The sequence below is a fragment of the Gracilibacillus suaedae genome (assembly GCF_017599345.1).
GTDB classification, from domain to species: domain Bacteria; phylum Bacillota; class Bacilli; order Bacillales; family Amphibacillaceae; genus Gracilibacillus; species Gracilibacillus suaedae.
Genome location: NZ_JAGFVL010000019.1, coordinates 29,373 through 52,423 on the forward strand (window position 1 = coordinate 29,373; position 23,051 = coordinate 52,423).

Here is a 23,051-nt window from a genome sequence, read left to right on the forward strand (position 1 = left end):
CCTGCGGGAATAGCTCGAGCCTCAACTAACTTTACAAAGTGGATTTCTTTGCAAAGTTAGTTGAGACCGTACCCGCGGAAAGCGAAGTAATTAGTCGTAGCGTTGCAAATATAACATAAAACATTTCAATATAACTACTTCGTTTAACACGGTCATTGCACTGATTTTATACTTTCTTTCCACATCAAAAAGGTCAAGTACAATTCATGTACTTGACCTTTAATAGATTATCTATATTTTTAGAAATGATTTTAATACGTCCACTTTGTCTGTATTTTCCCACGGGAAATCTCCATCTGTACGTCCAAAGTGACCATAAGCAGCTGTATTACGGTAAATCGGTCTTCTTAGGTCTAGCATTTTAATAATACCGGCTGGTCGAAGATCGAAGTTTTCACGTACCGCTGCCACCAATTCTTCTTCTGTGTGTTTTCCAGTACCAAATGTATTGATTGAAATAGATACTGGCTGTGCTACACCGATCGCATATGCCAATTGTACTTCGCAATTTTCTGCTAATCCTGCAGCCACGATATTTTTTGCCACATAACGAGCAGCATATGCAGCAGATCGATCTACTTTTGTTGCATCTTTACCACTGAAAGCTCCGCCCCCGTGACGAGCGTATCCACCATACGTATCAACAATGATTTTCCGACCTGTTAAACCAGCATCACCTTGTGGACCACCAATAACAAAACGACCAGTTGGGTTAATAAAATATTTCGTATCCTCATCTAATAATTCAGCAGACACGACAGGATTGATGACATGTTCTTTTATATCCTTTTGAATTTGTTCTAGCGTAATATCTTGATGATGTTGTGTTGAAATAACAATGGTATCAATACGTTGAGGTTTGTCATTTTCATCGTATTCCACTGTTACTTGTGTTTTTCCATCAGGTCGCAGATAATCTAGCGTTTTATTTTTCCGAACATCTGACAACTGTTTAGCTAGACGGTGTGCCAAGCTGATTGGCAGCGGCATTAATTCCGGTGTCTCATTATTGGCATAACCAAACATAAGACCTTGATCTCCAGCACCAATTGCCTCAATTTCATTATCTGTCATTTGACCTTCACGTGCTTCCAGTGCCTGATCAACACCACCAGCAATATCAGCTGATTGTTCATCGATAGCAGTTAATACACCACACGTCTCCGCATCAAAGCCATACTTCGCTCTTGTATATCCTATTTCTTTAATTGTATTACGAACAATTTTCGGAATATCTACATACGTGGATGTAGTAATTTCACCAGAAACTAATATCAATCCCGTTGTTACTGTTGTTTCGCAAGCTACCCTTGCATTTGGATCCTTTGCTAAAATCTCATCTAAAATTGCATCAGAGATCTGGTCACAAATTTTATCCGGGTGACCTTCTGTAACCGATTCTGACGTAAATAAGCGTCTATTTTTCGCCATATTTTTTGTTTCCTCCTTCTTAGTTTACACCAAGACTTTCATCATCACTTTTATATAAAGTTGGACTTCCATTAGCCGGGTTTCTTCATCCCCACTGATGGTTAGCGAAACTTATCAGGGAGTTAGCGTCCGTTATCACCCACTGTGCTTCACGGACGGTTAGCGCCGTGATAAAAGTCTAATTAAAGAATGTATATGATAAAAAATCTACATCTTCAACTATACAACTTTTCCTTTAAAAATGCACGAGGCAAGTTAATTATAAAATCGATAAAATTAACTTATTAATCCTATAAAAATACTTGGTTAAAAACCAATATATGACTCTAGACTTTGTTGGTGTAAGTCTAGAGTTATCTTTTCTTCATAATTGTAGCATATATCGTATCCAATTTAGATAATGAAGTCAACCAATTAGCAACATTTTTATCGATTTTCTACTCTTACAAAACAACGTATAGCTAGCAGTCAGCTATACGTCAGTTCAATTATTTTTTCGATATGGTTCAAACTATGTGATAAAACATCGTCCTTCATAATAAAACTATAGTTTTCATTGGATTTAATATTTTCAGGAAGCTTTTCTAATAAAACTGGTCCTTCTGTTTCATAGTAAGAATCTTGTTCTCTCAATTTCTTTACCATTGCAAAGTAGATATTTTTTGCCAGCTTTTCTCTTTTTCCAGATACAAAATATTGTCCAATATACTTAATTTGATCCACTTCGCCTCCAGTCTCCTCTAGTACTTCTCTTATTGCTGCTTGTTTTGGCGTTTCATTTTGTTCTACTTTGCCACCTGGGAATTCCAGACCGCGATTTTTATGCTTCGTTAACAGCCACTTCTTTTCGAAACGGCAAATCACCCATACATGCTTCGGTTTTGAATCAAACGGCTGATCTTCGAATGATAATTGTATTTTGTTATTATAGTAATCATAAAAAGTTTTCATACCTCTATACTACCTTTTATTTTTACTCATGGCTAATGTTTGCTATTTTCCATGTACCATCTATTTTTTCAAATACAATTTCAATCGTGTATGGTCCATATAACTCGTTTTCGTTGGATTGTGTAATGATTACTTTGTTATCTTTTGATTCTTTTTCGTAGTCTTCGTCCTTTTCAAACCATGGCGGGGTTTCTGTAGGTACAATATATAATCCGTCTTCTTTCTCTTCGTAATAGTAATCAATATAAGGTTTTACGGCATCTTTTACAACATAAGGCTCAAAAGCATTTAACAGCTCCTCTTTTGTATCGAAGCGTACTACTTTATAATGATCATCAATTTCCTGTACTAATAGATCCATAAATGTATCTGTCAGCTTCACTATTTCTTCATGTGTTATGTCCTTCGTCTCAGCTGCTTGCTTGATATTGTCAACTTGTACTTGTTTGAGGCCGGCGCTTTTGTGTACGTATTCGTGATTCTGCTTTGCATACATTTGTTCAGTATCTGGTTGATTGATCGTGATAATGGCAAATGCAAAAAGGACTACAAATGTTATCATCGTGGTGATTTTTTTCATGTTTTCTCCCTCCTAGCGTCCTTTTATTTAACTATTCCTCTTATTGTTTATTGTAAACATCTATTTATATAATTAGACGTATGGACCTACTGATTTGTTTCAATTATTTTCATTTTTCGGACTGATTCCTGACTCGTCCATTGCTTGTTTTGTTTCTGGTGTTGCTAATTGATAGATCATTTGCATAACGTCTTGTAAATCCGTATCATAATCATCATTTTCAGGGTCTTGATGATACTGGACAAAAGGAATATGCGCACGAACGAAAGTCCCGATATCATCTTCGTGTATTTCATTAAATTTTTCTCTGAGCAGAAAGACTTCCTCATCTGTTGCCTGGATAGTGTATTCCGCGTTGTTACCATATGGGATTTGGGAGATTTCCTGTGAAGCTATATTGACGTAGTATGTTTTCTTTTCCATGTTGATTCACCTCTTCACAGGTATTGTATGTAAAATTATCAGAAACATGCGGAGCAAAACTAAACATACATAGAGACAGAAAAAAGCCCTGCATTCTCGTTAGAACACAGGACTTTTACTTAATTACCTACAGATTGCATTTGTTGTTGTTTGGATTCTTCGACAACCTCTTTAATAAGACAGCGTCCACGACCATGTGGAATACACATTGGTGTACCAAACATTGGGTCATACATTACATCAGCTTTCATTTGAAATACATCATGAACTAGACTACAGTTAACGATTTCTTCTGGTTTTCCTTGCGCATATACTTGCTTATCTTTAATGGCAACAACGTGATGCGCATAACGACAAGCCAAGTTCAAGTCATGTAATACCATGACAATCGTGCTCTCCCGGCGCTCATTTAATTCAAAGAGCAAATCAAGTATCTCGATTTGATGTGTCATATCTAAATAAGTAGTGGGCTCATCTAATAATATGGTATCTGTTCCTTGAGCAAGTGTCATCGCAATCCATGCACGCTGACGCTGACCACCTGATAAGGAATCAACAGCACGGTCCTTTAAGTCTGTCATATTGGTCGCATCTAATGCCTCTGCTACAGCCTTTTCATCTTCCTCAGACCAACGTTTAAACATCGTTTTATATGGATGTCTTCCCTGTTTGACTAGATCTTCTACTGTTAATCCTTCTGGACTGATAGGACTTTGTGGCAAAATAGCTAACTGTTTCGCAACTTCCTTTGTTGGAACTTTTGCAATATCTTCTCCATTTAAAACTACATCACCTTGTTTCGGCTTTAATAACCGAGCTAATGAACGTAATAATGTTGATTTGCCACAACCATTACCACCAATAAAGACGGTTATTTCCCCTTTAGGAATGGTAATATCCAATTCATCTATAATAATTTCATCGCCATATCCAAGCGTCAAATCTTTTGTTACTAATGTTTCCATGCTGAACCTCTCCCTTATTCACACTGTTCGGGCTTTTTAATGTCTTCGATTCAAACTTTTATTCTGTCTCTAGTTTATTAGCATTTGGCACGGAAGTCAATGAGTTTGAGAATCGTTTTCAATATTTTCTCTAATTTGATCAAAAATTTATAAAATCATCACATTGTAAAAAGACTACACTACTATCGATGAGCTTGGATGATACCTATTTAGTTTTCATCTAAATCATACACTGAGAGAAATAACGTTTGACTCCATCATCTTGTATTTCCGACAATGAAAGTTCCTTTTGTCTTAATTCTTGATAATCTTCAATCAATTCGTCGAATGGCTTATGTTTATCTAGAAGTTGTAATCCTGTATTAAATGGTGGTAAGGAATTGAAAAATTACGTTATATGAAGTGAAGCAATGATTAAAATGCAAGATTCCCGTTTTTTCCCTATAGATCCGTCGTTCTAATTTTCATAAAAATGCTAGGTGGAATTGAGGACCTTCCGAATATTATATTTATATGAAGCACTAGTGAATTACTATATTTTAACACTATTATTTTCTAAATACATAGGCTATACTAACATCCAGAACGAGCGTTCGCTGTGAAGAGGTGTTGGACGATGGATTATAGCTCTTTCCCAAAACATAATGTGCTTTGTATCGATATGCGATCTTTTTACGCAAGTATTGAATGTGTCAAACGCGGGTTGGATCCGATGACAACCATGCTTGCTGTTGTCGGTGATAAAAATCGATCTGGCAGTATTATTCTTGCTGCTTCTCCTGCATTAAAACAACGACATGGGGTTAAAAATGTAAGTCGTTATTTTGAATTGCCTAAAGATCCCGCTATCTATGTGGTCGAGGCAAAAATGGGCGATTACGTTAATATGTCAATGCAAATCACCAAATTGTTACATCATTATGTTCCCAAAGAAGCAATCCATCCCTATTCCGTTGATGAAATGTGGATTACCGTCGATGGATTAGAGGATTTATACGGGGATGCTCACCATGTTGCGCAGATGATTAAGGACGAAATACATGACACGATGGGATTGACCTGTGCAATCGGAATTGGCGATAATAAATTTTTGGCGAAAGTAGTCATGGATCTCTATGCAAAAAAGACCGGTATTGCTACATGTCACTATCACGATGTCGAGCGTTTACTATGGCCAGTTCCGATTGAAAAAATATGGGGAATTGGAAAACAACTAACAGCACATCTGAATCGGATGGGAATTGTTTATTTAGGACAATTGGCTAATTATCGCTTAGATCTACTACAAAAACGATTCGGTGTCATTGGAGAGCAATTATATTGGCATGCATGGGGAATTGATTTAAGTCCTGTTTATGATACATTCGGAAAAAAAGAAGAACAAAAAGGTTTTGGACACGGTATTACCTTACTACGCGATTATACTGCAGAAGAGACATTAACATGTATGCTCGACTTGTGTGAGGAAGTATGCAGACGTGCCCGTACACACCAAAGGGCAGGAAGAACGATTCATTTAGGAATTGGCTATGCCGATAACAGTGGAGGTTTTCATCGCTCACGTTCCCTTCACTTACCCACCAATGTGACGATGGATATTTATCATGTATGTTTACAATTATTTCACGAATTTTATAATCATCATAGTAAAATTCGCCGTGTCACTGTTTCGCTGAACAACTTGTATGATGATATAGAAACACAGTTGGATTTATTTGAAAATCAACCAAAAAAGAAAGATGTCGGTTATGTGATGGATGCCATTCGCGCCAAATATGGATCAACAGCTATTTTACGTGCAACAAGCTATACCGAAGCTGGTATTACCCGAGAGCGTAGCAAGAAAATTGGTGGACATTACGCATAGAAAAAAGGACAGCAGTTGAAGCAATGCTGTCCATTTTTGTTACTATCAACTTCGGGCTGTTTTCTATCAACTTTTGAGTTTTACTATCAACTATTCAATAAATGACGCTGCAGTTTCTTTGTGGCATTGCGTGGCAGGTGATTACGGAAATAGATTTGCTTTGGTACTTTAAATGAAGCGAGTCTTGCTCGGCAATGTACTAACAATTGCTCGGCTGTTACGTCCTCGTTTGCCACTACATAAGCAACAGGTACTTGTCCCCATTTACTATCTTCTATCGCCGTCACTCCGGCTTCTTGCACACCTTCAAATGATAAGAGTACCTCTTCTACCTCAGCAGGATAGATATTTTCACCGCCGGAAATGATTAAATCACTTCGACGATCGACCACAAACAAGAAACCTTCTTCATCTAAATAACCTAAGTCACCTGTGTGAAACCATCCATCTCGAAAAGCTTCTTTATTAGCTGTTTCTCGATGATAATAACCTGGTGTCACCATTGGTCCCTTTACTACAATTTCACCAACTTGGTTTGGCTCAGCTGTCGTATTGTCAGCTTGGATTTGCAAGGAGGCAGAAAAAAGCGGTTTTCCAGCAGAACCTAATTTTCGTAAAGCATCAGCTTCGTTCAAAGTCACAATTTGTGAACATGTCTCAGTCATGCCATATGTTTGCACAATCGGCACATATTTTTCTTTTGCCTTTTCTAATAACGGCTTAGGTGCCGGTCCACCACCTAACAACATACAGCGAAACGAGCTTGGATAATAGCCATCCGCTAACCTTTTTAACAATCGGGAACAAGTCATAGCTACAACGGAGACAACAGTAACATTATGCTTCATTATCGCTTCGTGTACTTTTTCTTCATCAAATCGCTTTAATAAATAAATTGGCATACCATATATCACACTTTTGAATAAAATCGATAAGCCTCCGATATGGAATAAAGGAAGACATGCGAGCCATTTATCATTTGGCATCAATCCTAGATTTAAGGCAGATGCTACTGCACTAGACCAATGGTTATGATAAGTGTGAATCACAGGTTTTGCTCTACCTGTTGTTCCTGAAGTAAACATCATGGAACAAATTAAATCTAGATCGATATCGGTCGTCAATGTACACTCTGCAGATTGAAAAGCGTGAATGTCAGAAAAAAGGTATGCCGGTAAAGTTAACGACTGAGCGCTCTCTCTGTACTGATCATCGCAAATAATAGTCTTAACATCAGCATCTTCACATTGTACCTCCCATTCTCTAGTAGTTAATCGTGTATTAAGAAAAACTACTGGAACATTCAAATATGTACACGCCCAAAAAGCTACCACCATATCGATGGAATTGTTTGATAACATAGCGATATGGCCGTTTGAATGAACCGTATATATTTTGGAAGCCAACTCACGCGCTCTCTCATATAATTGAGCAAACGTTAGCGCCTCTCCGTTACTAAACTCGATCGCAATGTTGTCCGGTGTTAAATAAGCCCGTTTCGTCAACCAATGTTCCATCACCTCACACCTCCTTCTTCATTTCTAAAACCACACCACATGAACTGATCTGATTCCTATTAGATAACTACTGCGAACTAATGAAAATTTCTGGAGTAAACCTATTTTCTATAAAGAAAGCTGGGATTCCACTACACTTTTACTCTAAGCAAGCTTCGCAATAAATTCTGCGGATAGACGACACTAGTATATAATGCTTTAACGTTTGAGAAGCGGACATTTAGTTCATTATTTGATAGGAAAACACCCTTATTGCGATGTTCGTGGACATTGAATCCCTTATTCGCTTACTTTTATTATACATCAGAGTTATTTTAGATAAATAGCGGAATAGATGTCCGCCAACATCAAAAAAACAGCAATTTTGTCACAAATAGCGGAACAAATGTCCGCACGCGCCATTCAAATCTATATTCATGCAAAAAAAGAACAGGCCAACACGTTATGTATTGGCCATTTTTGTTCTTATGGGAAACGTGGGAATTGTTTGAAGTCCGGTTTACGTTTTTCTTTGAACGCATCGCGGCCTTCTTTTGCTTCCTCTGTTGTATAATAAAGCAATGTTGCATCTCCGCCCATTTGTTGTAGACCAGCTAGTCCATCTGTGTCTGCGTTGAACGATGCTTTTAGGAAACGAAGGGCAGTTGGTGATTTCTCCAACATTTCTTCACACCATTGAATGGTTTCTTCTTCTAATTTTTCAAGTGGTACTACCGTATTAACTAAGCCCATATCCAATGCTTCTTGTGCATTATATTGACGGCATAGATACCAAATTTCGCGAGCTTTCTTATGACCAACAATACGTGCCAATAATCCTGCTCCATAACCCGCATCAAAGCTTCCTACTTTTGGTCCTGTTTGTCCAAAAATCGCGTTATCTGCAGCAATTGTTAAGTCACAGACAACATGTAATACATGACCGCCACCAATTGCATAACCTGAAACCATTGCGACAACCGGTTTTGGAATAACACGGATTAAACGTTGTAAGTCTAAAACATTAAGACGTGGAATCTCGTCTTCACCAACATAACCGCCATGCCCACGAACTTTTTGGTCTCCTCCGGAACAGAATGCTTTGTCTCCTGCTCCTGCTAGCACGATTACCCCTACATTGGAATCATCACGCGCATATGTAAAAGCATCAATTAATTCGTTCACCGTCTGCGGACGAAATGCGTTTCGTACCTCCGGGCGGTTAATCGTTATTTTGGCAATACCATTATATGTTTCATATAAAATATCTTCATAGGCACGTTCACTTATCCATTCTACTATCATTTGAATGACCCTCCTCTAAAATAAATTCCTTTATTATTGTACCAAAAATTTTGGATTGTTCCACATGAATTGCATGTCCAGCCTGCTCCATAATTTTCAAGCGACTATTCGGAATCCATTTCCCCATCTTTTTATTGATCTCAACAAACTTCTGATCCCATTCTCCCACTATTAAGAGTACTGGCATTCTCAGTTGATCAAGTTGATTCCATAGCGGGGGCATCATACCTGTCCCCATCGTCAATAACGAATGTACTAAGCCTTCTTTTGCTTGTGATAATCGCTCAGCGCGAATTCTTTCTCGTAATTCAAAAGATAATTGTTTTTGGGAAGCGAATAGCGGGGTATTCTCCCATTTATTCACAAATGCTTCGAGTGAGTGACTGGCAATATAGTCAGCAAGCTCTTGATCTTTTTGTTGTCTTGCTTCACGCTCTTTTTTTGTAGCTAATCCCGGTGAAGCACTTTCCAACGTTAATGTTCTTACCATTTCAGGATATTGACAGGCAAATGATAAAGCTGTCCTCCCTCCCATAGAATACCCAACAAGGTCAAACAGCTCGAGACCCATTTCACTAAAAACACGATAAAGGTCCTTACAACAGTCATCCATTGACTCCACTGTAGCGGTTGAACGACCATGCCCAGGCAAATCAATGACGATCAACTGTTGGTTAGGAAAAATAGGACGCAGTGATTGCCATGTTTGTGAAGAACCTGTAAAACCGTGTAATAACACGACAGGCTGACCGTCACCATAGCGTTCTACCCAATAGTTATCAATATACATCGCGATGTTCCTCTAAAATAGCGATCGTAAGCTTTTCAATCTCTTGCCATTTTCGTTGGTGCCAGATTACATTTTCATTTCGATCTGTTTTCACTTCGATTAGCGATACACCCTTCTGTTTATAGCTTGCTTCTAGGGCATGTAGATAAGCTGGCCATTCATCGACTGCCGTAATATTAAGATTATAAAGTGCTGCTATCTTTTCGAATTCAACGGTCTGTGGTGTACCAAATAACATTTCATAATGAGGACTTCCTTCTTTCGCTTGTGGTAAGAAAGAAAAGATGCCTCCACCTTGATTGTTGATTAACACAATGGTCAAATCGAGAGAGTAATGTTTCGTCAGTAATAAACCATTCATGCTATGCAAAAAGGAAATATCACCGATCAATAACGTAACACGCTTTCCACTAGTCGCCATGCCAAGTGCCGTTGATAGAATGCCATCGATACCGTTGGCACCACGGTTCGCCTGAATGTTTATCATTTTATCTGTTGCCAACCAAAATGTGTCCACATCTCGAATTGGCATACTATTACCGACAAATAAGATACTTTCATCAGGGATAACCGTTTGGATGCCACGAACTGCCAAACCTTCAGTTAAAGTTTGTTGCTCTTGAATCAGTACTTTTTTTGCTGACTCATTTAATTGTTGCCATATTAATAACCACTCACGATCAAATGATAGTGAAAGACTTGTTAGTTGTTTCGCAATATCTGCTGGTTGTCCATATATATAATGTGCACTCTTGATCGATGGATTGCGAAATGTTACATCTTCATCGATAATAAATTGCTCGATATCATTTTCCTGCAAAAGTTGTAAAACAGGTTTCGAAACAGGCATTGCACCAAAACGAACGATAAAATCTACATGAATGAATTCCCTTATTTTTTTCGATTTCAAGATACTGTCATAGCTTTCTACTACAACATTTCCCCCATCCAAATGCCTTAAAGATGAAAGTGGATCAGCAAATACAGGTAATTGCCATTTTTTCGCTAAGTCTAATACTTTATCCGCTAGATCAGGATAGTCATGTGGACCGCAAATAATGATTCCACGTTTTCTCCCTTGTAACTGCCGCTCGATGTCCTTTAACACAGAGACAGACATCTGCGTCTCTTCAAATGGAAAATGCTGCGTAATGACAGCTCCATCCCCCCAGACATTATCTAAACTGAAATCAGGAATTAATGGTTCACGGAAAGGAAAATTTAAATGAACGGGTCCTTTCACTTGATATTGCGAAGTATGTACTGCTCGATCAGCATGATTTCGTGCATACTGAAGCATGTTAGCAGTTGCTTCTGGCAAAGCCATTTCGTGAAACCATTTCACATAGTCTCCGTAGAGCTTAATTTGATCTATTGCTTGTGGTGCACCAACATCACGTAATTCATGTGGGCGATCCGCTGTCAGAACAATTAAAGGAATGCGACTATATGCAGCTTCAATAATGGCCGGATAATAATTAGCAGCAGCCGTACCAGAAGAACAAACTAGTACGACAGCTTTCTTAGTTTGCTTAGCAATCCCTGTTGCAAAAAATCCTGCAGAACGTTCATCTATATCGACCCAAATATTAAATAGATTGTACTCTGCAAAGGTGAGAGATAACGGTGTTGAGCGTGATCCCGGAGAAATAACAATATTACGCACACCACTTTGGTAAAGCTGGTCAACGAAATGACCAACATATGTTGTTAAAGATTCCATATGACTCATCATTATCCTCCCAACGCCTGTAACATTGGAGTAAATTTAATATTTGTTTCCTGATACTCTATGTCTGGGTCTGAATCTTGGACAACTCCACAACCGGCAAATAACGAAGCTTTGTCTCCAGAAACAAGTGCAGATCGAATTGCCACTGCAAATTCTCCATCAAAATACTGATCAAACCAACCAATTGGAGCACCATACCAGCCACGTTCCAACTGTTCAAATTTACGAATAAAGTCTAACGAGCCTTCTCTTGGAAAACCACATAATGCCGGTGTTGGGTGAAGTTTTTCAACTACATCCAATAATGTATAGCCTTGATCTAATTCCGCTTTAACAGGCGTAAATAAATGCTGTAGATTTTTTAGGGGATACAAAATTGGTTGATCAGGTATTTCCACATATTTAGCAAAAGAACAAACCGCATCCTTAATCATATCTACTACAATTTTGTGCTCATTACGGTTTTTCTGGTCATGTAATAATTGCTGTCCCAATTGATTATCTTCATCTTTCGTTTTACCTCTTGGTGCAGTTCCAGCAAGACATGTAGAAAACAGTTGTTGCTGATCTACCTTAACTAAACGCTCAGGTGTTGCACCAATAAAACATACAGACTCTTTTTCCCAAACAAAAATAAAACTGTTCTCCTGCGTTTTTCGTAATCGATCAACCACTTGTCCAATATCACACGAATCACCAAATTCAATTTGCAATTCTCTTGCTAAAACAATTTTGTCTACATTTTTTGAATCAATAGTAGTGGTTGCTTGTTTTACAAGCTTTTTCCAGTGAACAGGATCTACTTCATGCTTTAATACGATGTCGTTCTCCTGGAATGTTGGTTTTGTCGCATATAATAACTGATTCTTTCTCGTTATTAGTTCTGCTGCTAATTGATCAACATTACTTCCTTGCTCTACATAAGCTGTTGTCGTCAAAAATGATTGCTCATTGTCAATCGTTAGTAAAAAGGTAGGTACCCGAAATTGACTGCCATTGAACGATTTCCATAATTCTTCAGCCTTTTCATCCGTATCAAACGGAAAACCGCCAAAAACAATTGGGCCTGTCTTATATTGATCAAAAGGATTAACAATCCAACTGTTTTGCAATACTTGTTTCCAATTGTCTTTCAATTCTTGATAAGAAACATCTTGATCATGAAAAAGCAATGCCTCGCCAACTCCAACAAATGTAGTTTTTTGGTCTGCACTCTGCCAAAAAACTCGATCTTCCCCCACCGATTTTCCAGTTTGAAAGAAATCAATAGGATCGAGTCCTTCTATTCGTTCTGTAATACTAACAAAGGTTGGTGCTGATTTATCTATAGATTGTTTTTGTGCTGAGTGTAAAACACCATCTATCTTTATTTCCTTTGTTTCGATCATGGATAAACCCTCCAATATAATAGGGCATTTTTTCATAAACGCTATTTATTATAGTATAATTTGCACTATTTTTAAAGATAATAATGTCTTCTTTAGCTTATATACCCTTTAATAGTATAACAAAAAACTTAACATTGGTGATGGAAATTGTTTATGACAATAGTTTGACACATATATAAGTATTCACTAAACTTATAATGTTACTTAATTTTTATCAAGGAGATTTCTTACAATGGAAACAAAAGCAAACCATTTAAATGAGAAGCCTGGATTTCATATATGGTGGAGATTACTGAGACCACATACATTGACCGCTTCTTTCATCCCTGTGTTTGTCGGAACGATGTTAGCGGTATTAGATAATAGTTTCCGACCACTGTTATTTATGGCCATGTTAATAGCAGCCATGTTGATCCAAGCAGCAACTAACATGTTTAACGAGTATTATGATTTTGTAAGAGGCTTGGACAACGAAAACTCTGTCGGTATAGGCGGAACCATCGTCAGAGACGGTATAAAACCGATTGTCGTAAAAAGATTAGCTTTTATCTTTTTCGGAGTATCCATCTTATTAGGGGTATACATTTGTTTGACATCGAGCTGGTGGATCGCACTAATCGGTAGCTTATGTATGCTAGTCGGGTATCTATATACGGGCGGACCGATGCCAATTGCCTATACACCATTCGGAGAGGTTTTTTCTGGATTGTTAATGGGTACAGTGATTATCGGAATTAGCTATTTTATTCAAACATTAACTATCACATGGCAAGTAATCGTTATTTCTATCCCGATCGCTATTTTTATTGGCTGTATTCTGCTAGCCAACAATATTCGTGACTTGGATGGTGACAAAGAGAATGGTCGAAAAACGATTGCTATATTGATCGGCAGGAATCGTGCAATTTTTCTCTTATCTAGTTTAATGTTGCTTAGTTATGCATTGACAGCCGCTTATATTATCTCCGGACTACTACCTATTTATAGTATTATTAGTTTATTAAGTATAGCAAAAGCAAGAAAAGCTGTCCGTACATTCCAAGCGAATACAACAAATGTTGGAATGATACCCGCCATGGTCGCTACAGCTCAAACCAATACAATATATGGGGCATTGATCGGAATATCCTTATTATTACAAATTCTGATGCCACTGCCATTGTAACTTGGGGGTATACTGATGCATAACAACACCTTAATGGAAGCATTACAAATGGAAATTAAAGAACAATCAAAAAATCTTGTTGCTGTTGAGATGCCGATTACTGGAAGTGTCAAGCAACCCATGGGCTTTCTACACGGAGGTGCAACCGTTGCTTTGGCAGAAACAGCAGCAAGTATCGGTGGCATGGAGCATGTTGATACTAATTCTCAAGCGATTGTTGGTATTGAAATTAATTGCAACCATTTAAGAGCGAAAAAAGCCGGCGTTATTATGGCAAAAGCAACTCCAATTCATATAGGTAAACGTACAATGGTATGGAATATCCAGGTGATGGATGAAAACGAGGAATTAATTGCAATTTCGCGTTGTACGTTAGGAGTTATTAATAATAAGTAGAAAAAAATCGAGCCACTGCGCTCGATTTTTCATTTCTTCTTTATCCAGTTTTGAAGTTTGGTGAAGATTAATGCAAAAGCGGCTCCTACTATTATCCCTTTTATCAGGTTAAATGGTAAGATACCAACTAGTACTGTGTTTCGCTTTACACTTTCGGACATTTCTTCCCACCCCATAAACCAACTGTATGCCGGAATAAATAAGAAGTAGTTTAAAAGGCTTAAACCAATGGTCATCAGCAATGTGCCGATTCCTAAACCGATTAGCACGCTTTTCATCGAACGGTATTTCATATACATAAAACTAACCGGTACCACATAAAACATTCCGGCAAAGAAATTGGCCAGTGCACCAATAGGATCAGAAATAGCCGTTACAAGTACATACAGTATATTTTTGATGGCTACAACCACTACTGCAGCAACTGGTGAAAAAATAATCCCTGCAATTAACGCTGGAATATCACTTACATCTATTCGCAAATAGGCTGGAATGAAAGGAAATGGTAAAGGGAAATTCAAAAACATTAATAATACCGAAATCGTACCCATAATCGAAATCACGATTAAACGATAGAGATTACTTGTTTGGGCAGATGATGAATTCACAATGTTTGCCCCCCATCAACATAATAATTTAATCCTATGGGTTTAAACAAATTGTGTCAACAATTTTTAATTATCCAGCGGATTTAAACTTTCCTTTCCTGTCATATTAGCGATCATTTCTACCAGTAAAGATATTTCTTCCTCGATATCCTTAATACTCGCCATCTCGACAGGTGAATGCATATACCGTAATGGAAGCGAAACTAAACTGATCGGTACACCTTTACCAGTTAAACGCATCTTATCAGCATCTGTTCCAGTATGTCTTGGTGTTAATTCATATTGCACATCGATATCTAATGTTTTCGCATTTTTTTCTAACAATTGATTTAATTTACGATTGATAGGTGCTCCTTTTGCCAATACAGGGCCACCATCTAAGCGAATATCACCATGCTTTCGTTTATCAACAGATGGATAGTCCGTAGCGAAGGTTACATCAATTGCTAAGGCAGCATCAGGTTCAAGGCCAGCTGCTGCAAAATACGCACCGCCCATGTTTGTTTCTTCATTCACTGTACTCACACCATAAACCCCTATATTAATATCTTTATCCGCTAGTCTTCTCATCACTTCAGCCACAATAAAAGCTCCTGTACGATTATCAAGACCTCTCCCCGAAACATAGCGGTTTTTTAATATTTCTGATTGACGTCGGTATACGACCAAATCCCCTATTTGAATATCTGCTTCGATTTCCGATTTATCCATTGCTCCACAATCGATAAATAGCTCATCTACATCAAAATCACCTTTTATTCCTCCGTGGTGTTGAGCATTTACACCAATCACGCCTGGTACATGGTTTACTTCTCCGATAATTTCCACTTTCATGCCAATTGCTGCCTTTGGATTAATACCACCCATTTTATCAACAAAGACAAATCCATTTTCATCAATTCGGTTAACAACAAAGGCAATCTCGTCACAATGACCAGCTAAAAGCAAATGAAAATCTACATCTTCATTCCTTACCGCAATAACATTACCAGCATGGTCAGTACGTATTTCATCAACAAAAGGCTCCACGTATTTCATCCATTTTTTCTGAATCTCCATTTCCATACTGGACGGAGATGGTGTGTGTAATAACTCTTGTAAAAAGGTTATTCTTTCTTTTTCCATTATAAACATTCCTCCTAAGTAAGAATAAGGTACTTAAACTTGTTTAGACTATATTTAAAAAAGGTGATCACATGTTTTGGCATAAATGTGTACAATTTTACTTCCATCTTCCCATTATTGTAAGGCTATTATTAAGTATATCGATTCTAATGATAATGTTCGGATCGCTTATCCATTTAATCGAACCTGATCACTTCCCTTCCTTGTTTGACGGAATTTGGTGGGCGATAGTCACAGGATCAACAGTTGGATATGGCGATTATGTACCACTTAGTACAGTCGGTAAAATCATAGCCATCCTGCTAATCTTAGCTGGGGGTGGTTTCGTTACCTTTTACATGGCTACCTTGTCTGCAGGGACAATCAAATTCGAACAAGATTTATCAGAAGGAAAAACTGCTTATAAAGGTACAAACCACACCATTATTATAGGTTGGAATGAGCGGACTAAACAATTAATTGACATGTTTGAAGCTCATAATCTTGATACAGAAGCGGTGTTGATTGACCATTCTTTAAATAAGCTATCTTATCAGGATCACCACATACATTATATCAAAGGTGAGCCTACTTCAGATAAAATATTACAAAAAGCTAATATTGAACAAGCAAAATATATTGTTATTACCTCAGATCCTAATTTAACGGAAGAACAAGCTGACCGGCAAACGATTTTAAGTATTATCGCAGCACGTGGCAATAATGCTTCCATTCGTATCATTTCCGAAATTTTAACCGAAATGCAGCGGAAAAATGCAATTCGGGCAGGTGCTGATGTAATAGTCCGTTCAAATAATTTCATGAGTTCCTTATTTTATCAATCACTTTTCCAAACCGATCCTCAAGTTACAGAAATTATAGCAAAAACTTTGGAAGAACAACAATTTTGCTCAGAATTAGTTGACGAAGATTTGATTGATAAAGATTTTTATTTCTGTGCCCAACATTTTTTAACAGATAGAAAATGGTTGATTGGCCTATTTAGAGAAGAGGAAATGATCTTGCATCCTGCCTTTTCCTTACGTACAAAAAAAGGGGATTCTCTCATATTTTTAAAGCCATTAGAACAAAACCGAAAACAAGTTGAATAATACCAAAAACTGAGCAAAAAACGCTCAGCCCTTATGACTAAAAGCTAAGGATTTACCATTTCTCTAGTATCCATTATCAAATAATTGAACAGCTTAACCACCACTCCGGCTGCCCACTTCCCTTTCCGTCGGGTTTGTCCTTCAGCTAACTTTTTTTGAGCAAAAACCCACTCAAAAAAGTGGATCTTCAGGTCAAACAATTCCAACAGGAGTTGAAGTGGGCGGCCTTCGCTATTATCAGGTTCTACAACGCTAGCATGAAGTAACATAGCTGCTTTTATACTCACAGATAGCGGTCCATTAAAAAAAAGTCAACCTATTACTTATGACAAGAATGGTTGCACCTTCTCATAGCGGAGACTAATTACGAAGACTCCTGCGGGAATAGCGCGAGCCGAAAATCCACTTTGCAAAGTGTTCTTCTTTGCAAAGTTAGTTGTGGCCGTGCCCGCGGAAAGCGAAGTAATTAGTCGGAGCGTTGCCAATATACATCAAACATTTCAAAATAACTACTTGGCTTAACGCAGTCATTGCACTGATTTTATACTTTCTTGTCTGATAATAAAAAACCCATTTCTTCTTTTTCGAAATGGGCTAAGTAGATTGTCGATCATTTTCAATCCGAAATTTGCGCGAGTAACACTTCCAAGTTTTGCAATACGACTTTCCCTTTTTCAATATAATTGGATGGAATATCGCCGTCTTTTTCTGTCGGAGCTTGAAATTGATTAAAAGCAGCTTGTATCACACTACTCTCTGCATAGGCGTCCACATCATCCTGGTAACGATGTGTTAATATATACGGCTTCCCCATTCTAATTACAGCCGCATCCTGTTCGATCTCTCCTCTTTCAGATTGAAAGGGAATACGTAAAAAATGATAACCGCCATCATTAGCTAATTTATAATCAAAATAGCCATGATCATAATCCCAGGCCCCACCTAATGCATATCCTTCTTTTTCAAGGATTGCTTTTACTTGCTGATAGGAATACACATTATTCTCAATTTTTGAATCTAATTCGTACAACACATTCACCCCTTTTTCGATTAGGGTGCCCCTCATCATAGCAAAATATGTAAAGCATGTTTGTTGCTCAGATCTAACCGAGTAAAGTTCAAGTTTTTTGCATTTAAAAAGGCCTGTCCTATTTATCTTAGGTCAGACCTTTTTTACTTAAAGGCGTTTTTCTAATTTTGCTTTTTCTTCTTCAAAACCTGGCTTACCCAGTAAGGCAAACATATTTTTCTTATACGCTTCTACACCGGGCTGATCAAATGGATTCACTCCTAGTAAGTATCCACTAATTGCACATGCTTTTTCGAAGAAATAAACTACATATCCAAATGTGTACGCATCTAATTTAGGTAGATGCACAAGTAAGTTTGGTACTTCACCATCCGTATGTGCCAGTAGTGTACCCTGAAATGCTTTTTCATTAACAAAGTCCAGTGTTTCACCAGCCAAATAGTTTAATCCATCTAAATCTTGATCTTCTTTTTCAATCGTGATATTTGATTTTGGTTCTTCTACATGAAGTACTGTTTCAAAAATGTCACGGCGACCTTCTTGTACATACTGACCTAAGGAGTGAAGGTCTGTCGAGAAGTTAGCAGAAGATGGATAAATTCCTTTGAAATCTTTCCCTTCACTTTCACCATAAAGCTGTTTCCACCATTCAGAGAAGTATTGAAGTGCTGGCTCGTAATTAATAAGCATTTCAATTGTTTTCCCTTTATTGTAAAGGACATTACGAACGGCTGCATATTGATAAGCAGGGTTTTTCGCTAGGTCTGCTTCACTTAATTCTTCTTGAGCTTTTTGCGCACCTTGCATCATTTCATCAATATCTACTCCACTTACCGCAATTGGTAATAACCCTACTGCTGTAAGAACAGAGTAACGTCCACCAACATCATCTGGAATAACGAAGCTTTCGTATCCTTCTTCATTCGCTAGTGTTTTTAGGGCACCTTTTGCTTTATCCGTTGTAGCATAAATACGTTTTTTCGCTTCTTCTACACCGTATTTCCCCTCAAGGAACTTACGGAAAATGCGGAAGGCGATTGCTGGTTCTGTCGTTGTTCCACTTTTGGAAATAACATTGACAGATACATCTTTATCCTTTAACACATCAAATAAATCATTGATATAAGGAGCGCTAATGCTATTACCAACAAAGAAAACTTGTGGAGTCTTACGTTGTTCTTTCGCTAATTCATTATAGAAAGAATGATTCAGCATTTCGATTGCTGCACGTGCACCTAAGTAAGAACCTCCAATACCTACAACTAATAGCACATCAGAATCTGATTTGATTTTTTCAGCTGCTTTCTTAATACGGGAAAATTCTTCTTTATCATAGTCAGTTGGAAGATCTACCCAACCCAGAAAGTCATTCCCTGCACCTGTCTTGTTATGTACCATTTCATGTGCTAATTTTACCGGTTCTTTCAGATATTCTAATTCGTGTTCCCCGAAAAAGGCTAGTGCTTTCTCGTAATCAAAGCGTACATGTGTCATGTTTTTGTAACCTCCAATAATTATTCTCACTATTTAAATGTACCGAATCCTGCTTACTAAATCAAGCAATGAAACAAGAGAATTAATAAAAGGTTCTGAATTTAGGAAAAATTTCTGATAGGCTTAGAACATTCAAGCTACTGAATGTAAAATACCCGCTTCTTTTCTAAAAGCGGGCAAAAACTTATTCGGATTGTTTGATCCATTCTTTTAGCTTGTCCTTCAGTGTATTAAATCCGTGTTCTCCTTCTTTTTCAGCAATTGAATTTGCATTGCGATCCCCTTGTCTATCCGGCTGAAGTGCACGGATTGATAATGCATACTTATTCTCCGCTTCATCAACTTCAATTATTTTAACAGTTACCTTATCTCCTTCTTTGACATGATCTGTAATATCTTTGACAAATCCATTTGTGACTTCAGATATATGAACTAAACCTTGTACGTCCTCATCAAGAGAAACGAATGCCCCATAAGGTTGAACACCTGTGATTACTCCTTCCACCACGTCTCCTATTTGATAGTTATCTGACATACTTCCAACTCCTCTAAGCATTTTCTTACCAATTAATGACTCTATAAACAATAAGTAATGTTAGCATACTTAGAATAAAAATAGCAAAAGAAAGCTTAATCAGTTGAGCTAAAAACTGGGGAAAAAATGATTTTTTTTCATAAAAAAGGTTTAATAAATATAGAAATGGGCAATTTATATATATGTAAGACTTTCTCGTATTCCCCCTGGATAGCAAAGCGATCCGTCGCTTTGCTTATTTTTTATATAAAAGGAAAAACACATACAAAATAACGTATTGTAATGAGGGCTTTGATACTCAGACATTTGTTCCACTATTTGTGACAAAAGTGGCGTTTTTTAGCCCGAAGGACACCTATTCACTATTCATCGAAAACGCCGCTAAATTTATACCGAAAGCAACCGAATAAGGGATTACATGTCAAATGTTATCGTTTCTCGTACATATAATACAAGCACAGTATTTTGTCGGAGCGGAATAATAGCACCTACTTCAAATTATAATGGCAGAAACATAAACCCAAACAAAGATTTACCAATTCACAGTAGTTATTGGATATGAAAGATTGTGTTTACTTAATCATGTTTAAGTGAGGTTACATCATATGAGAAGTACTATCCCGTATAAAGGTCACATTATCAGCTTCACTTTTTATAAACATTCGCTAAAGCCAACTATTATCATGCTGCATGGTTTCTTAGCTTCAACATATTCCTTTCGAAAATTAATTCCATTGTTACAAGAAAACTTTCAAATTATGTCCATCGACATCCCTCCCTTCGGAGAAAGCGAAAAGTCCAACGCATGTTTATTTTCCTATGACCATATGGCAGATGCGGTCCAATACATAATGAAAGACCAATCCATTGATAAAGCGATTTTTCTCGGTCATTCAATGGGTGGACAAATTTCTTTACGATTTGCTTACAAGTATCCTGATCATATCGACCGATTATATTTGTTAGCACCTTGTAGTTTTATGAGGCATTCCCCATTGTTTGCTAAAGCAATCTGTCATAATCCGTTTTCTCCTTTTATTGCCAGAAGATTATTAAAACGAAAAGGAGTTTATGAAATGCTCAGACATTCGATTTATCAGGATCATATCATCACAGATGAAATGCTGGAACACTATAAAAAACCTTTTCTAGACAAAAAAATATATCCATGTATTATCAAAATCTTAAACGATCACCAAGGGGATTTATCTGAAGAAGAACTCACAACTATTGAGAGCCCTACTAATATTATATGGGGAAAAAACGATGAAATAATCCCATACGAAATTGGATATGAGCTTATAAAATATCTCCCAAACGCAACATTAACAACTTTAGACAAAACCGGTCACCTTCTCCCGGAAGAAAGTGCTCACCATATTGCAAAAATGGTTAGACAGGCAAATTCACAAATCGAGTATTAGACTTTTCTTTGGGTGGACGGTATGATTGAAGTGGAATAACTAGAAACGTTATTAAGGGAGTGCTAAAAACATTATGACATTTTCTTTTGATAAAAAAATTGAGAGACGAAATACAAGAGCGGTTAAGTGGGATCTGGTCAAATCCCTTTATGGATCAGAAGATGTCTTACCAATGTGGGTAGCAGATATGGACTTTGAAGTTCCACCTGCTGTTAAAGACGCATTAACCGAGCGCGCACAACACGGTGTATTCGGCTATACCTATACAGATAATGCGCTACAAAATACGATTACCGATTGGCTCGAGTACAAACACGATTGGAAAGTAAAAAGTGCTTCGATCTTGTACAGCCCAGGTGTGATTGCCACTTTATATATGGCTATTCAAACCTTCACAAACAAAGGGGATAAAGTGTTAATTCAAACACCTGTATATCCTCCTTTTTATGATATTGTAAAAAATCATGACCGTGAATTAGTGACAAATCCACTGATGGTTCAGGAAGATAGATATGAAATTGATTTCGAAGACTTTGAAACGAAATTACAACAAGGGGTAACAGTTTTTATTCTCTGCAATCCGCATAATCCGGTTGGGCGTGTGTGGACGCAAGCAGAATTAGAAAAAATCGTTGCACTATGTAAAAAATATGATGTGATGATTTTTGCCGACGAAATCCACGCTGACCTTGTTTATCAACCAAATAAACATATACCTATCGCTAATATCGATCAGGAAATGGAAGAGCAGATCATCACTTGCATGTCACCAACCAAAACATTTAATTTGGCAGGTCTGCAAGTCTCTTATGCAATCGTAGCTGATAAACAAAAAAGAGATGCATTAGAAAAGACCTTTCATAAACAAGGAATGCATATCTTAAATACAATGGGAATTACTGCTTTAGATGCGGCCTATAATAATGGTCGAGAATGGCTCGAGCAATTACTCGAACAATTACAAACCAATATTGATTATGTAGCTAACACCTTTGCCAATCACCCTAAAGTGAATGTATTCCGTCCAGAGGGTACATATTTAATATGGCTTGATTTCAGTAAACTTGAGCTTTCACAAGATGAGCTTAAAGAGTTCTTACAAAAAGAAGCTCAAGTTGGTTTAAACGACGGAGCCTCATTTGGCGAAGAAGGTACAGGTTTTATGCGAATGAATATCGCATGTCCTCTAGATATAGTAAAAGAAGGTACTACCAGAATTAAAAATGCATTGGATCATGCTTAGAAAATGTCAAAG

21 protein-coding genes are annotated in these 23,051 nt (G+C 37.5%); 6 read left to right on the forward strand and 15 right to left on the reverse strand.

The window, feature by feature from the left end; genetic code table 11:
* Window positions 1-231: 231 nt before the first annotated feature.
* From metK to J5J03_RS04220, 5 genes are all read right to left on the reverse strand, one after another.
* Entirely contained in the window at window positions 232-1,431 is a 1,200-nt protein-coding gene (gene metK, locus J5J03_RS04200) for a methionine adenosyltransferase (RefSeq protein WP_208586352.1), read from the reverse strand.
* Window positions 1,432-1,899: 468 nt separating this feature from the next.
* Window positions 1,900-2,382 (reverse strand): RNA deprotection pyrophosphohydrolase, encoded by a 483-nt coding sequence (ytkD, locus tag J5J03_RS04205; protein WP_208586354.1) that lies wholly within the window; start codon window positions 2,380-2,382, stop codon window positions 1,900-1,902.
* Window positions 2,383-2,404: 22 nt separating this feature from the next.
* The gene (locus J5J03_RS04210) at window positions 2,405-2,962 is read right to left on the reverse strand and encodes a hypothetical protein (RefSeq protein WP_208586356.1); all 558 of its coding nucleotides are present in this window, start codon (window positions 2,960-2,962) and stop codon (window positions 2,405-2,407) included.
* Between the two features lie 99 nt (window positions 2,963-3,061).
* Window positions 3,062-3,385 carry a hydrolase gene (locus J5J03_RS04215; protein ID WP_153834455.1) on the reverse strand — a complete coding sequence of 108 codons (324 nt, stop codon included), beginning with the start codon at window positions 3,383-3,385 and terminating at the stop codon, window positions 3,062-3,064.
* A 119-nt stretch (window positions 3,386-3,504) separates the two neighbouring features.
* Window positions 3,505-4,350: an ABC transporter ATP-binding protein gene (locus J5J03_RS04220; RefSeq protein WP_208586358.1), complete on the reverse strand. Its 846-nt coding sequence runs from the start codon at window positions 4,348-4,350 to the stop codon at window positions 3,505-3,507.
* Window positions 4,351-4,966: 616 nt separating this feature from the next.
* Between J5J03_RS04220 and J5J03_RS04225 the strand changes: the two genes are divergently transcribed.
* Window positions 4,967-6,217 carry a DNA polymerase IV gene (locus J5J03_RS04225; RefSeq protein WP_208586360.1) on the forward strand — a complete coding sequence of 417 codons (1,251 nt, stop codon included), beginning with the start codon at window positions 4,967-4,969 and terminating at the stop codon, window positions 6,215-6,217.
* Window positions 6,218-6,303: 86 nt separating this feature from the next.
* Here the strand turns inward: J5J03_RS04225 and J5J03_RS04230 are convergent, their stop codons facing one another.
* From J5J03_RS04230 to J5J03_RS04250, 5 genes are all read right to left on the reverse strand, one after another.
* Window positions 6,304-7,734 (reverse strand): o-succinylbenzoate--CoA ligase, encoded by a 1,431-nt coding sequence (locus J5J03_RS04230; protein WP_208586363.1) that lies wholly within the window; start codon window positions 7,732-7,734, stop codon window positions 6,304-6,306.
* 465 nt (window positions 7,735-8,199) lie between these two features.
* Entirely contained in the window at window positions 8,200-9,018 is an 819-nt protein-coding gene (menB, locus tag J5J03_RS04235; RefSeq protein WP_231710598.1) for a 1,4-dihydroxy-2-naphthoyl-CoA synthase, read from the reverse strand.
* On the reverse strand, window positions 8,996-9,808 hold the full coding sequence (gene menH, locus J5J03_RS04240; RefSeq protein ID WP_208586366.1) for a 2-succinyl-6-hydroxy-2,4-cyclohexadiene-1-carboxylate synthase: 813 nt from the start codon (window positions 9,806-9,808) through the stop codon (window positions 8,996-8,998). The genes menB and menH overlap by 23 nt, the downstream gene beginning before the upstream one ends.
* Window positions 9,798-11,540 (reverse strand): 2-succinyl-5-enolpyruvyl-6-hydroxy-3-cyclohexene-1-carboxylic-acid synthase, encoded by a 1,743-nt coding sequence (gene menD, locus J5J03_RS04245; protein WP_208586368.1) that lies wholly within the window; start codon window positions 11,538-11,540, stop codon window positions 9,798-9,800. Before menD ends, menH begins: the two co-directional genes overlap by 11 nt.
* Window positions 11,541-11,542: 2 nt before the next feature.
* Window positions 11,543-12,928, reverse strand: a complete 1,386-nt coding sequence (locus tag J5J03_RS04250; protein ID WP_208586370.1) for an isochorismate synthase — start codon at window positions 12,926-12,928, stop codon at window positions 11,543-11,545.
* Between the two features lie 232 nt (window positions 12,929-13,160).
* Here J5J03_RS04250 and J5J03_RS04255 point away from each other — a divergent pair, with 232 nt between their 5' ends.
* Both J5J03_RS04255 and J5J03_RS04260 read left to right on the forward strand, forming a co-directional pair.
* Entirely contained in the window at window positions 13,161-14,093 is a 933-nt protein-coding gene (locus J5J03_RS04255) for a 1,4-dihydroxy-2-naphthoate polyprenyltransferase (protein ID WP_208586372.1), read from the forward strand.
* A gap of 15 nt (window positions 14,094-14,108) precedes the next feature.
* The gene (locus J5J03_RS04260) at window positions 14,109-14,489 is read left to right on the forward strand and encodes a PaaI family thioesterase (RefSeq protein ID WP_208586374.1); all 381 of its coding nucleotides are present in this window, start codon (window positions 14,109-14,111) and stop codon (window positions 14,487-14,489) included.
* Between the two features lie 29 nt (window positions 14,490-14,518).
* Here J5J03_RS04260 and J5J03_RS04265 read toward each other — a convergent pair whose 3' ends face one another.
* Together J5J03_RS04265 and J5J03_RS04270 are read right to left on the reverse strand one after the other, a co-directional pair.
* Window positions 14,519-15,097, reverse strand: coding sequence for an ECF transporter S component (locus tag J5J03_RS04265; protein WP_208586384.1), 579 nt, complete (start codon window positions 15,095-15,097; stop codon window positions 14,519-14,521).
* A gap of 66 nt (window positions 15,098-15,163) precedes the next feature.
* The gene (locus J5J03_RS04270) at window positions 15,164-16,222 is read right to left on the reverse strand and encodes a M20/M25/M40 family metallo-hydrolase (protein ID WP_208586386.1); all 1,059 of its coding nucleotides are present in this window, start codon (window positions 16,220-16,222) and stop codon (window positions 15,164-15,166) included.
* 71 nt (window positions 16,223-16,293) lie between these two features.
* On the opposite strand from J5J03_RS04270, the gene J5J03_RS04275 reads away from it, so the two are divergent.
* On the forward strand, window positions 16,294-17,313 hold the full coding sequence (locus J5J03_RS04275; protein ID WP_208586389.1) for a potassium channel family protein: 1,020 nt from the start codon (window positions 16,294-16,296) through the stop codon (window positions 17,311-17,313).
* A 616-nt stretch (window positions 17,314-17,929) separates the two neighbouring features.
* Here the strand turns inward: J5J03_RS04275 and J5J03_RS04280 are convergent.
* The 3 genes from J5J03_RS04280 to yugI form a co-directional block, all read right to left on the reverse strand.
* A complete protein-coding gene (locus tag J5J03_RS04280; protein ID WP_208586391.1) occupies window positions 17,930-18,343 on the reverse strand; it encodes a YugN family protein in 414 nt (137 codons plus the stop codon).
* A gap of 147 nt (window positions 18,344-18,490) precedes the next feature.
* Window positions 18,491-19,837: a glucose-6-phosphate isomerase gene (locus J5J03_RS04285; RefSeq protein ID WP_208586393.1), complete on the reverse strand. Its 1,347-nt coding sequence runs from the start codon at window positions 19,835-19,837 to the stop codon at window positions 18,491-18,493.
* Window positions 19,838-20,021: 184 nt separating this feature from the next.
* Window positions 20,022-20,372 (reverse strand): S1 domain-containing post-transcriptional regulator GSP13, encoded by a 351-nt coding sequence (yugI, locus tag J5J03_RS04290; protein WP_208586395.1) that lies wholly within the window; start codon window positions 20,370-20,372, stop codon window positions 20,022-20,024.
* 605 nt (window positions 20,373-20,977) lie between these two features.
* Between yugI and J5J03_RS04295 the strand changes: the two genes are divergently transcribed.
* Entirely contained in the window at window positions 20,978-21,796 is an 819-nt protein-coding gene (locus J5J03_RS04295) for an alpha/beta fold hydrolase (protein WP_208586397.1), read from the forward strand.
* Window positions 21,797-21,869: 73 nt separating this feature from the next.
* Complete coding sequence (locus tag J5J03_RS04300; protein WP_208586399.1) at window positions 21,870-23,039, forward strand: MalY/PatB family protein; 1,170 nt, start codon at window positions 21,870-21,872, stop codon at window positions 23,037-23,039.
* Window positions 23,040-23,051: the final 12 nt, after the last annotated feature.